This is a genomic window from Mucilaginibacter sp. UYCu711 (genome assembly GCF_050433825.1).
In the GTDB taxonomy this organism is placed as follows: domain Bacteria; phylum Bacteroidota; class Bacteroidia; order Sphingobacteriales; family Sphingobacteriaceae; genus Mucilaginibacter.
On record NZ_JBNPWM010000010.1, the window covers coordinates 1 to 11650 of the forward strand.

12 protein-coding genes are annotated in these 11650 nt (G+C 42.6%); 6 read left to right on the top strand and 6 right to left on the bottom strand.

Annotation, left to right across the window (positions count from 1 at the left end):
• Positions 1-195: 195 nt before the first annotated feature.
• Positions 196-1698: a glutamate--tRNA ligase gene (gltX, locus tag ABIB50_RS19805; protein ID WP_429382599.1), complete on the bottom strand. Its 1503-nt coding sequence runs from the start codon at positions 1696-1698 to the stop codon at positions 196-198.
• Between the two features lie 219 nt (positions 1699-1917).
• On the opposite strand from gltX, the gene ABIB50_RS19810 reads away from it, so the two are divergent.
• Both ABIB50_RS19810 and ABIB50_RS19815 read left to right on the top strand, forming a co-directional pair.
• Entirely contained in the window at positions 1918-3138 is a 1221-nt protein-coding gene (locus ABIB50_RS19810) for a sensor histidine kinase (protein ID WP_429382600.1), read from the top strand.
• Positions 3125-3634, top strand: coding sequence for a DinB family protein (locus tag ABIB50_RS19815; protein WP_429382602.1), 510 nt, complete (start codon positions 3125-3127; stop codon positions 3632-3634). The genes ABIB50_RS19810 and ABIB50_RS19815 overlap by 14 nt, the downstream gene beginning before the upstream one ends.
• 91 nt (positions 3635-3725) lie before the next feature.
• Here the strand turns inward: ABIB50_RS19815 and ABIB50_RS19820 are convergent, their stop codons facing one another.
• Positions 3726-4085 carry a DUF6249 domain-containing protein gene (locus ABIB50_RS19820; RefSeq protein WP_429382603.1) on the bottom strand — a complete coding sequence of 120 codons (360 nt, stop codon included), beginning with the start codon at positions 4083-4085 and terminating at the stop codon, positions 3726-3728.
• Between the two features lie 322 nt (positions 4086-4407).
• Here ABIB50_RS19820 and ABIB50_RS19825 point away from each other — a divergent pair, with 322 nt between their 5' ends.
• Both ABIB50_RS19825 and ABIB50_RS19830 read left to right on the top strand, forming a co-directional pair.
• Positions 4408-4989: an RNA polymerase sigma factor gene (locus ABIB50_RS19825; RefSeq protein ID WP_429382604.1), complete on the top strand. Its 582-nt coding sequence runs from the start codon at positions 4408-4410 to the stop codon at positions 4987-4989.
• Entirely contained in the window at positions 4986-5477 is a 492-nt protein-coding gene (locus ABIB50_RS19830) for a hypothetical protein (protein ID WP_429382606.1), read from the top strand. Before ABIB50_RS19825 ends, ABIB50_RS19830 begins: the two co-directional genes overlap by 4 nt.
• Positions 5478-5833: 356 nt before the next feature.
• On the opposite strand, the gene ABIB50_RS19835 is transcribed toward ABIB50_RS19830, so the two are convergent.
• The gene (locus ABIB50_RS19835; protein WP_429382608.1) at positions 5834-6295 is read right to left on the bottom strand and encodes a hypothetical protein; all 462 of its coding nucleotides are present in this window, start codon (positions 6293-6295) and stop codon (positions 5834-5836) included.
• Between the two features lie 155 nt (positions 6296-6450).
• Between ABIB50_RS19835 and ABIB50_RS19840 the strand changes: the two genes are divergently transcribed.
• Both ABIB50_RS19840 and ABIB50_RS19845 read left to right on the top strand, forming a co-directional pair.
• The gene (locus ABIB50_RS19840; protein WP_429382610.1) at positions 6451-6789 is read left to right on the top strand and encodes a hypothetical protein; all 339 of its coding nucleotides are present in this window, start codon (positions 6451-6453) and stop codon (positions 6787-6789) included.
• Between the two features lie 64 nt (positions 6790-6853).
• On the top strand, positions 6854-7027 hold the full coding sequence (locus tag ABIB50_RS19845) for a hypothetical protein (RefSeq protein ID WP_429382611.1): 174 nt from the start codon (positions 6854-6856) through the stop codon (positions 7025-7027).
• 53 nt (positions 7028-7080) lie between these two features.
• On the opposite strand, the gene ABIB50_RS19850 is transcribed toward ABIB50_RS19845, so the two are convergent.
• The 3 genes from ABIB50_RS19850 to ABIB50_RS19860 all read right to left on the bottom strand — a co-directional run bounded on the left by ABIB50_RS19850 (position 7081) and on the right by ABIB50_RS19860 (position 11621).
• Entirely contained in the window at positions 7081-8778 is a 1698-nt protein-coding gene (locus tag ABIB50_RS19850) for a sodium:solute symporter (protein WP_429382612.1), read from the bottom strand.
• Between the two features lie 108 nt (positions 8779-8886).
• The gene (locus ABIB50_RS19855) at positions 8887-9078 is read right to left on the bottom strand and encodes a hypothetical protein (RefSeq protein WP_429382613.1); all 192 of its coding nucleotides are present in this window, start codon (positions 9076-9078) and stop codon (positions 8887-8889) included.
• Between the two features lie 86 nt (positions 9079-9164).
• Entirely contained in the window at positions 9165-11621 is a 2457-nt protein-coding gene (locus ABIB50_RS19860) for a PIG-L family deacetylase (protein WP_429382614.1), read from the bottom strand.
• Positions 11622-11650: the final 29 nt, after the last annotated feature.

The following is an 11650-nucleotide window of genomic DNA, read 5'->3' on the forward strand; positions in this document are numbered from 1 at the left end:
ATTCTTTAACAACCTTGCCTTTAAAAATTTCATCGTGCTTCTTATTCATAAAAATGCCCCCAAATAGTGTCTAACTTTTTGGGGGCAGTCTATAATGGCAAGCCTTTTTTGTTTTATCCTGTTTGTCATTGCGAACGAGGTACGAGTGTGGCAATCGCAAGGATGCAAAGCGGAAATAGCTCGCGATGGTACGATTTAGTCGACAAACGCCACCAACGCCTGCTCCACCCTATCAATAGTTTCATCCTTACCCAACAGCGCGGCTATATCAAAAACATGCGGGCCAAACTTACCGCCTACCAGCATAATACGGAATGGCAGCATAACATCGCCTGTTTTCAACCCCTTTCCTTCGGCTAATAATTTAAAGGCGGCTTCAAAATCGGCAGCTATTATGGCTGGGGTTGATTTTAGTTGTTCTATGATGGTTTTAAAGAAAGCAGTTTTCTCGTCCGTCCATTTTGGTTTAACGGCAGCAAGGTCATATTCGGCCGGGGTTTGGAAAAAGTATGCGGCCTGCGGATAAAAGTCCGTTAACAAAGTACAACGGTCCTTTATCAGGTCGATAACAGTAGTTAAATAAGCATCATCTTTAATGGCTATACCTTTTTCTTCTAATACCTTTTTAGCCTTCACCTTTAAGCTTTCGCCTTTAAGCCTCTTAATCCACTCGGCATTGAACCATTTAGCTTTTTCGAAATCAAACTTAGCTCCTGCTTTACTTATCCGGTCGATAGAGAATTTCTTAACCAACTCGTCCAGGGTAAAGATCTCTTGTCCCGAGCCATCGTTCCAACCCAGTGTTGCCAGAAAGTTAACAAACGCTTCGGGTAAAAAGCCCATACCGTCAAATCCGGCAGCGCCATCCCAATCCAGTGCAAACACCGGGAAACCCAGGCGCGTACCATCGCGTTTGCTTAGCTTGCCGTTACCATCTGGTTTTAGTATCAACGGTAAGTGCGCCCATTGCGGCATATCGGCTTTCCAGCCCAGATAATCCCATAACAATAAGTGTACAGGTGCCGATGGCAGCCACTCCTCGCCCCTAAACGCGTGCGAAATCTTCATTAAATAATCATCAACCACAACAGCTAAATGATAGGTAGGCATTCCGTCGGCCTTTAATAAAACTTTATCATCAACCTGGTTGGTTTCAAAAGTAACGCGGCCGCGGATCATGTCTGTAAAGCTAACCGATTGGTCGGCCGGTATTTTTATGCGGATAACATGTGGTGTATGATTGGCCAATAGCTGATCAACCTCATGCTGTGGTAGTGATAACGAGTTGCGCAAAGTATCACGGTAAACCTGCCCGTATTGAAAGTTTGGAATCTCCTTGCGGTTCTTATCCAGTTCTTCGGCAGTGTCAAATGCATAATAGGCATGGCCCTGCATTACCAGGCGTTCGGCATATTCGCGGTAAATACTTTTGCGCTCGCTTTGGCGATACGGTGCATATTGGCCGGGGGTTAGTACACTTTCATCCGGTACTATACCGCACCAGTTTAAGCAGTCTATAATATATTGTTCGGCGCCTTCTACAAAGCGGTTTTGGTCGGTATCCTCAATACGTAAAACAAAATCGCCGTTATGTTTCTTAGCAAACAGGTAATTAAACAACGCGGTACGTACGCCGCCTAAATGCAAGCCACCGGTTGGGCTTGGTGCAAATCTTACTCTAACTCTTTTATCTGACATTGTGCGGCAAAGATAATTTTTTAGTCGGGAAGTTTGAATGACGTAAAGTCCGGGGGATGTAAAGTTATTATTGCCCAATCATAGCGATAAGTTTGAAACCCATCGCTATTAAGGCTGTACTGTGCCAGGCACAGGTGACACATCTGGCACAGCTGGTACACCTGGCACAGTCAATTAAATTATAAGATACAAACCTATTTTACGTTATTTGGAACTGATATGCTAAACACCTACGAAAATAAAAGGCTCTGGAAATATATATTGCTTGCCTTTGCTTTAATTATAGCAAGTGGGTCTTTATTTTATACCAATTACCTGGCGCGCAACATCGCGCGGTCAGAGCGTACACGGGCACAGGTTTGGGCCATGAGTATGAAGCAGGTAATATCTGCAGATGATAATGACTTTTTGCCTTATATCTTTGCGGTTAGGGATAGCTCCATAGTACCGGCTATAGTAACCGACGAGAAAGGCGATATACAAACCTTTAAGGGGCTTGATACCACAAAAACCTATATACCGCCAATCCCTGAGGCTGTAAAGGACCTGAACGCGCCACACTATGATCCTGGTTATTTTAAGGATGAGCTGGAGACGATGAAGGCGCAGCATGCGCCTATAAAAATAATGCTGCCGCGGGGATATTGGCTGATATATTATAAAGACTCAGACCTGCTAACGCAATTAAAGATATTTCCCTACGTGCAACTTTCCGTCATAGCGGCGTTTTTACTGCTGGCTTACACCTCATTTAACTCGTCCCGCAAATCAGAACAGAACCAGGTTTGGGTAGGCTTAGCTAAAGAAACCGCCCACCAGCTGGGTACACCCATATCCTCATTAATGGCATGGATTGAATTGATAAAAGATAAATTTAACGCCGAAGACGACCCCCTAATGGCCGAAATGGAAAATGATGTTAAGCGGCTGGAAATTGTGGCCGACCGTTTTTCGAAGATCGGCTCAAAACCTAAGCTGGAGGAGCATTCAGTTTTTGATGTGGTTGAGGATTTTGTAAATTACTTTAAAGTAAGGGTAAGTAACAATATCAGCTTTGAAATAAACGGCGACCGCGACCTGGTAGCCGGCTTAAACACACCATTGTTTGACTGGGTTATAGAAAACTTATTAAAGAACGCTGTAAATGCTATTGAAGGTAAGGGCAATATTACCGTGCACATTGGCACCAACAAAACCAAGGACAAGGTAATAATTGACGTTATCGATACGGGCAAAGGTATCCCGCGGTCTAAATTCATCACTGTATTTCAGCCCGGTTATACCACGCGTAAACGCGGGTGGGGTTTGGGGCTTTCGCTAACCAAACGTATAGTCGAGAACTACCATAACGGGCAAATATTTGTGCGCGATTCTGAGCTGGGGAAAGGCACAACTTTTAGGATAATATTAAAAAATATACGATACAATGAACAGACCTAACGCCGGCGATCACGCAGCTTTTTACGACAAGTACATCAATCTTGTTAATGACGAACCGATTTTAGAAACGCTTGAAAAGTTAAAGACAAGCACTTACGATTTTTTATGCAGCCTAACCCACGAGCAGGCTAATTACGCCTATGCCGAGGGTAAATGGACAATTAAAGAAGTAGCCGGACATTTAACTGATACCGAGCGAACATTTGCTTATCGTGCACTTGCTTTCTCGCGCGGGCAGGGCGAGCTGCCGGGTTTTGATGAGAATGAATATGTAGAAACAGCAACCTTTAACACCCGTACCCTACAGGACCTTGCCGCCGAATTTAAAGCTACCCGGGAAGCTAATTTGTATATGCTACGTTCATTAACCGAAGATCAGCTAAATATTGTTGGTGTAGCCAACCACGCCAGTATAAAGGTAAACAGCATAGTTTATATAATGGCCGGCCATGAGCTGCACCATTTGAATATCCTGAGGGAGCGATATTTGCTATAGGCTTAAAGCAGAAAGACCAAAGCAGAACGCGAAAGAGTATTATCCCCGGCTTTCTGCTTTGGTCTTTCTGCTTTAAGCTTTTACCTTTCTGTTATTCTTCGTTCTTAGCGTCTTTCTTTTCGATAAGGTATGATACAAATAAACCGGCACCACCAAATATGGCTATCAAAGCAAAGTATAGTGCGGGGTTATCGTTATCCCTTGCAAAATATAAGGTATTGTCTAATATATAGGCTAAAAACAAACCTAAACCCGATCCTATCAGCAAGCAGCCCCAGGTAAGCACAAAATTGCGGTTAACGGGTTTGATAACTTCAATGCCCGGGTTCATGCCACGCTCAATCATTGCCATTTTTTCGCGGCTGCGTAAATAAACAATTCCAAATATTAAGGCGAAAAGCCCAACTGACACCACGATGGGGATCATAACCCCGATTATTCCTATACTCATTTTATTTAAATTTTAAAGTTAGTTACTTAATTTCAAAATCACCACAATTGGTGTATTTGTAAACTATGACTACACGTTTTTTAATGAGGTTACACTTTATTTTCAAATTGTTGAAAGGTTTGAATATTGTAAAGTTGAGATGTTATACGCAAGATTGCAGCCTCGTACATATGGTAGTTTATATGTATACCTACATAACACAATTCGTCAAACAAGCATTATATAAACATACAACCTTTAACATTCAACTTATAACAAATCAATATATTTACATTAAGGTGTAACCTTGGCAGGTTTCATGTAGTCAGAGAGATCATATAAGATGCAGAAAAAGCTTTCGGATATCGATTTGATCAAACAAACCCTGGCGGGTAACCAGGCGGCTTATGCCGATTTGGTTAAAGAGCACCAGCGTTTTGTTTTTACGCTGGCTATGCGTTTTACCAAAAGCCGCGAGGATGCCGAGGAAGTAGCACAGGACTGTTTTATAAAAGCCTATCGGTCGTTAGCTACGTTTAAGCAGGAGTCGAAATTCAGCACCTGGCTATATAGTATTGTGTATACCACAGCCATGACATCGCTGCGCAAAAAAAGGGTTGATACTTCGTCGATAGATGATGAAGAAACATATATACAGATAGAGAATGTATCATCAGGCTTTGATACTAATAACATCGAGAATAAATCGAGATCGTTTTATCTCAACCAGGCTATCGGGCAATTAACCGCCGATGATACTACTATAATTACGCTATTTTACAAAGGCGAGCAATCTTTAGAAGAGATTGCGCAAACCCTGGGCATTGAGGCCAACAGCGTAAAGGTTAAACTATTCAGAGCGCGTCAGCGTTTGAAAGAAAAGCTGGAACGCAATTTAAAACACGAGGTTAAAGAACTGATATGAACAACATAGAAGAAAAACTTTGGAGCTATATTGATGGCACCTGCACTGCCGGTGAGCGCGCTGCCATTGATCTGTTATTGGTGGACGATCAAGAATACCAGCAAACATATTTAGAGCTACTGGCCCTTAACCGCGAAATAGCCGGAATGGAGTTAGAAGAACCATCAATGGCTTTTACCTATAAGGTAATGGAAAACATACGTGCCGAACATGCCCGCCAACCTTTAAAAACACATATCAATAATAATATTATAAAAATTATAGGCGGATTTTTTATCATCACTATCGCCGCAATGTTAATAATGGTGCTGGCAAGTATCAATTGGTCGGCAGCAGGGCCGGTAACCGTGCCTACATTTAGGATGCCCGATTTATCAGGTATCACTAACAACTGGATATTTAAAGGCTTTATGTTTTTTGATGTGGTGTTGCTGTTATTTGTGGTTGATGGATTTTTGCGTAAGCGTATCTTGTATAAACAACCGTAATGTATTTTATACACATTGGTGTCTAAAAATGACAACACGGTATTTTCTATTTTGGACAATTATTCCGATAAAACAAGTAATAGTATACTTAAAACCCATGGTTTTAAGTATTGGCATGCCATATAATAATATTGGTATAGTAATTGCGTTAGTATTTACAAGCTGGCAAACTTGCCAGTTTAATTGTGATAAGGTTTAGGTTGAATGCCCCTAAGAAGCAAGTTCGAAGGGGCATTTATTTTTAACAGGATTTTTTTACACACACCATTTAAATTCTTTATACAGCTTCATTATAAAAAAGGGTCTTAACGATATCGTTAAGACCCTTTTGCAATCAATGATATTGCTTAATTACATTAATTCTTTTTTATAGTAGTAGTTGTAGTGGTTTTAGTGCTACCAGATACTACCGGTTTATGATACACCCGGCGTTTAGCTGCTGTTGTACTATGAGATACATGGGTAGCTGTTGTTGTGGTTGTTCTTTTTGAAGTAGCCGTTACAGCCGGTTTTGTGACTGTAGTAGTTACAGTGGTTGCCGGCTTAGCTGCCGGAGCAGGTGCTACTACCACTACGGGTGCAGGTGCCACTACTACATGAGTTTTACCTGTTACGGCGCTGGCTGCTGCACTGTTTATTGCTTCGGGTGTACCTTTGCCTTCTACCTTAATTTTAGTTACCTGGCGACCATGCACCCCTGTTTTAACTTTCTTTTTTACCTCAATTTTATTTTTTGAAGTGTCATTGTCCTGGGCTTGTGCAAATTGGATAGTAAAACCCATTCCGGCGATTAGTGCTATTAAACTGATCTTTTTCATAATTGTATGTTGTTGAATTGGTGTATCAATTGTAACATGGGCGTTACATTATTGTTTTGATTAATACCTTCCAACAGCAACAAGCTCATATTTTTCGTACGCGTTTGTGCGCAATGTCATTATATATTGAGTTGTTATTTTTATACATTTGATTAATGAAATTTTTGGCCATTTTACAAGTTGTATGCATCCTGTTTTTATCGTCCTTCCAGGGCACTGCAAAGCCTGTTGTTATACAAACCGTAAAATCTGATTGCTGTAAAAAGGCAGATGCAAAAAGCAGTTGTCACCATAAAAAATCAGAGAAAAAAGATGACTGCGATACTGGCAAGTGCAGTATGTTTTTAACCTGCGGGATTTGTGGCTTTTTAGCTATCGAGCCGCTTACAGTTAAGCCTGCTTATGCCACTTCAATTGATCAACCAGTACAGCTATATAAAATCGGTAATGCAACCGGGCATCTATCAGCCGACTGGAAACCGCCGGAAGTTTAATTTAATACCCGATTTTGAGCCTTTGGGCTAAGTATTTATTATTAAACATTAATTTAAAAACATCATGAAAAAAATAATTTTAAGCGCTGCAGCAATATTGATCGCAAGCGCATCTGTATTTGCAACACCAAAAGTTACGGTTAAAAAAGCAAAAGCTGCTTGTACCACATGCGCTAAAGCAAAATGTACCAGCAAAGCAACCTGCCCAAAAGTGACAGCTAATTGCGTTTGCAAATAATATAGCTATTTAATGCTGAAGCCCTTTACCGGTTGGTAAGGGGCTTTTTTGTTTCAGGCGATCTTTGCCTTTTCTTTTATAAAAGGATTAATTAGCAGCGCTATAATTATTACCAGTACGCAGCCTATAGGGTTAAGCCATAAATATGCTACCCAACCAAAATATCCCATTATACAAATAATGGCTTCGGTAATAACAGCGGCAATAAATACGGCTGTGCCCGCAACCCGTTTCACATAAAAGGCTACTACAAATACACCCAGAATAGTACCATAAATATAAGATCCCAACTGGTTAACCGCTTCCAGCAAATTGCCCATTTTACCCGCATATAAAGCCATGCCTACACACACTATCCCCCAAAACACTGTAGCCAGGCGCGATGCCAGCAGGTAATTATTATCAGAAGCACCGGGGTTAACACTGCGTTTATAAATATCAACCACGGTGGTTGATGCCAATGAGTTAAGCGCACTTGCTGTCGACCCCATCGAAGCTAAAAACACGATAGCTATCAGTAAACCTATTAAACCCTTCGGCAGGTAATGCGTAACAAAGTTCAGGAACACATAGTTGGTATCGTCGGTATCGGCTTTGCCGTTATTTTTTTTCATCAGGCTGATACTTTCCTTCCGGATGTCGTCAGCTGTGGCTTCAGCTTTTTTAAGGTTGGATTGCGCCTGATCTATTTGAGTTTTGTCCTTACTATCAATCGCTGTTATCAACTCATCGGCTTTGGTCTTACGCTGCTCAAAGGCTGTGGCATACTTGCCCTCTAAAGCATTGTATTGGCCCGCGTAAGGGCTTTGTTTAACCTGTTTAACCTCGTACTGGTTAAAAAACATGGGCGGCTTATTAAACTGATAAAAGGCAAAAACCAGTATACCTATTAACAGGATACAAAACTGCATCGGGATCTTTATCAGCCCGTTCATGATCAAACCCATGCGGCTCTGCCCTACCGAGCTCCCAGTTAAATAGCGCCCTACCTGGCTTTGATCGGTCCCAAAATAAGAGAGCTGTAAAAAGAAACCACCTATTATCCCGCTCCAGATATTGTACCTACTACTTGGGTCAAACTTCCAGTCGATAACGTTCATCTTACCCAATTTTCCGGCAAGTTTAACGGCATGTACAAACCCTATATTTTGCGGCAACAGCACTACTACTAATGCCCCGGCTGCAAACATTCCCAAAAAGATAATGCTCATTTGCAGCAGTTGGGTATACGATACCGCTTTGGTACCCCCGGCTACGGTATAAAAAGTAACCAATCCACCTATAAACAGCGTGGTGTAAGTTGTATTGATATTAAGGATGGTTGATAATATAATGGACGGTGCGTAAATAGCTATCCCTGTAGAAAGTCCCCGTTGGATCAAAAATAAGATCGATGTTAAAGCCCGGGTCTTTAAATCAAACCGCTGCTCTAAAAACTCGTAAGCGGTATAAACTTTAAGTCGGTGAAAGATGGGAACGAAGGTGATACAGAGCACTATCATGGCCAGCGGCAAGCCAAAGTAGAATTGCACAAAGCGCATCCCATCGCTGTAAGCCTGCCCAGGGGCGGATAGGAATGTAATAGCGCTGGCCTGCGTAGCCATTACCGAAAAACCAATATGGTACCAGGATAATGATCGACCGCCGACAAGGAACTGGTCGATGTTTTTATTGCTGCCACTTTTCCATAGCCCGTAAACTACGATAAGCAATATGGTAGCACCCAGAACTATCCAGTCGGTTAAGCTCATTTAAGATAAAGGGTAATGAGCCAGAAAATTATAATTAAAAAAACCAGCCACCCGGCTACAATACCGTAAAACTGGTTCCAATTTTTTATGAATGAAGGAAGCTCAGGATCAGGCTTCTTCACTGCTTTTAGCCAATACTTGTACGAAGAAGGCCGAAAATAAAAATCCTAATAGCGCACCTGCTATTACCCACGCAAATGCTACCTCTATAATAGCGCCAATAAATGCGCCGCTTAAAATACCAACAAGGTAATAGATGTAGTTTAAGTTCTCTTTTTCTGCTTTTGGATGATGGCTCATAGTGCTTTGTAATATAGTACGTGCAAAAGTAATTTATTATATGATGTGTAGCAATAGTATATGTTAAAAAAGTAACCCTGTTTAATTTATTTAGGCATACTCAACAAATTCACAAACAACCTATACGCTCCCGGCACACCTGCAGGCAATTCCCTAAAGAAATCAAGCGAAGTGTACACAAAGCGGCCCTTGCCATAATCACCAACAATTAACGAGCCCGGGTTTGGAGCTTCGCCGGGATCATTCATATTGAGGATGGTTTTATAGCGGGGGTCAATCCCGGTTACAAAGTATAGGCCACGCTCCTGTATCCAGCCGTCAAAATCAGCCTGGCTGATTTTGTTGGGATAATTTAACACCGCATGTTGCGAGTCAATAAAAGTAACCTTTGCCTCTTCGTCAGTTACACGCTGGTTAACCACTCTGAAAGGATACGGACCAATCTGGCTCAATACCAACGGTTGGAATACATTGTACTGCACCACAAAGTTACCCCCGTTTTTAACGTACTCCATAAGCTTAGGTTGTTCTATAACCAGGCGTGGATTGGTGTTGTAAGCACGCACGCCGGTAACAATGGCGTCGTAAACCGACAAGTCGGTGTTCATGATATCGGTTTCAGTAAGCTGATGCACATCATAGCCTACCTGTGCTAATGACTCGGCCACCACATCGCCGGCACCGGCTATGTACCCAATTTTTTTGCCGGCAGTTTTAAGGTCGATATTGATGAGCTTGGATTCGGCCGGAGGAAATAATGTTATTGTTGGGATATGGTCATAAACAATCCGTTGAAATCCCATACTCCAATCTTTACCACCTGCAGTTACTACCGCCTGCAACACATTATTGCCTGGCTTGTTATCTACGGGCGCTATGGTAAATGATTCCGTCCACTCGGTGCCTTTGGGTGTATTTGTAAAATCAATTTTAGCCGGGGTTATCTTCCAACCGGCAATTGGCTTTAGGCTGATGCTGCCGGTTGCGTTGGTAAAACTTTGCAGCTTTATTTGAACGGCTTGTGGTTTTGTGCTGTTAAATACATAGTCTTTACTTACAATATTGGCTGTAACCGGTGGCGCTATGGCTATAGGCTGGTAGATCTCGCCTTTGGCTTGATCAACATATTTGTACATTAATTTACGTTCAAAATGCAATGTGCTACCCTCGATAATAAAATCAAAACCTACATAAGGCGGATTAGGATTCTCAGGGTTACCAACATCTTCCTGTTCGGCGATATTATAAACACCTAAAGGATGTGGCATCTCCAGCCAGTAAGGTTGCGTTATTTTATCTACAACCGCGGTACTATTAAAGGTTTGCACTACACCGGCCGGTATGGTTTTTCCATTGGCAAAATGCTGATCTGTGTGTTGGTCATCAATACTACGTACTTTAATTTGATCGCTATATCTACTCAATATCTGTGATGATACTTTTATCGGTTCATTTACAGCATATGCCGGCTGATCGGCATATGCCTCAAACCACAGTCCCGCGCAAGCGGCAATAACATCTTTTAACGCTTTAGCTTTTTGCTCGCGCCAATAAATATCACTAATCTTTTCAACCTTACTTAAAAGGGCTACTAATGCCGATACCGATTTCTCGGGACGCTCCAGATCAAAATCCTTTTTAATTCCGGCCAATTCGGTGGCTATAGCCTCACCTCCTTTTACCCTTCCCCACGTAGTATTAACCCCATCCATCAAATCATTCACCGGAGCATCACCTAAGATGGTCTTAAAGTATTCGAAAGAACTTCCACGTTGCTTAGCAGAGCCAAACCCTTGCGTCTTGTGGTTAGAGCGACTGTCGGCAGCTATTTCGCCGTAGCCTTTGCCCAATATGGGGTTGTAAACGCCTACATCTATTTTAAACTGGTTTGGCGCTGTAGTGTTGGTGCTGCCGAAGTTAAAGGTGTTCCACAGCACGCGCTTTACCTGCCAGGTTTGTACATATTTCAGTTGCTCTGGGAAACGCTTAGGGTCAGCAGCTGCCTTAAAAGCCTCACCGGCTATAATGGCTGATGAGGTATGGTGCCCGTGGCCGCCCTCGCCCGTTGTAGGGAAACGACATATGATCACATCAGGCCTGAACTTTCGGATAACCCAAACTGCATCGCCTAATACCTTTTCATGATCCCAGATTCGCAGGGTTTCCTCCGGACCTTTGGAGAAACCGAAATCGTTAGCGCGGCTAAAGAATTGCTCGGCACCGTCAACTTTACGCGCCGCTAACAGCTCCTGGGTGCGTATAAGGCCCAGGATCTCGCTTTGCTCATTGCCTATCAGGTTCTGGCCGCCATCGCCGCGGGTTAGGGCAAGGTAGCCGGCGCGGTAATGTTTCTCCTGCGCCAGGTAAGCCAGCAGGCGGGTATTTTCATCGTCGGGGTGCGCGGCCATGTATAACACGCTGCCCAGCACGTTTAATTTTTTAAAGCTTTGTTGTATGGTTGCCAGGTCGGCTGGTGGTGCGGTTTGGGCAAATGCGGCGCTGCAGATCAGCAAAAATATGGCAAGTAATTGGGGACGCTTCATAGCCAAATATATAAAAGAAAAACCAGTCT

What these genes read in the sequence shown, in the direction of transcription:
- ABIB50_RS19840 (WP_429382610.1), top strand. Translation starts at nt 6,451, where the DNA reads ATGAAATTTTTGGCCATTTTACAAGTTGTATGCATCCTGTTTTTATCG.
- ABIB50_RS19810 (WP_429382600.1), top strand. Translation starts at nt 1,918, where the DNA reads ATGCTAAACACCTACGAAAATAAAAGGCTCTGGAAATATATATTGCTT.
- gltX (WP_429382599.1), bottom strand. Translation starts at nt 1,698, where the DNA reads ATGTCAGATAAAAGAGTTAGAGTAAGATTTGCACCAAGCCCAACCGGT.
- ABIB50_RS19830 (WP_429382606.1), top strand. Translation starts at nt 4,986, where the DNA reads ATGAACAACATAGAAGAAAAACTTTGGAGCTATATTGATGGCACCTGC.
- ABIB50_RS19860 (WP_429382614.1), bottom strand. Translation starts at nt 11,621, where the DNA reads ATGAAGCGTCCCCAATTACTTGCCATATTTTTGCTGATCTGCAGCGCC.
- ABIB50_RS19815 (WP_429382602.1), top strand. Translation starts at nt 3,125, where the DNA reads ATGAACAGACCTAACGCCGGCGATCACGCAGCTTTTTACGACAAGTAC.
- ABIB50_RS19850 (WP_429382612.1), bottom strand. Translation starts at nt 8,778, where the DNA reads ATGAGCTTAACCGACTGGATAGTTCTGGGTGCTACCATATTGCTTATC.
- ABIB50_RS19825 (WP_429382604.1), top strand. Translation starts at nt 4,408, where the DNA reads ATGCAGAAAAAGCTTTCGGATATCGATTTGATCAAACAAACCCTGGCG.
- ABIB50_RS19835 (WP_429382608.1), bottom strand. Translation starts at nt 6,295, where the DNA reads ATGAAAAAGATCAGTTTAATAGCACTAATCGCCGGAATGGGTTTTACT.
- ABIB50_RS19855 (WP_429382613.1), bottom strand. Translation starts at nt 9,078, where the DNA reads ATGAGCCATCATCCAAAAGCAGAAAAAGAGAACTTAAACTACATCTAT.
- ABIB50_RS19820 (WP_429382603.1), bottom strand. Translation starts at nt 4,085, where the DNA reads ATGAGTATAGGAATAATCGGGGTTATGATCCCCATCGTGGTGTCAGTT.
- ABIB50_RS19845 (WP_429382611.1), top strand. Translation starts at nt 6,854, where the DNA reads ATGAAAAAAATAATTTTAAGCGCTGCAGCAATATTGATCGCAAGCGCA.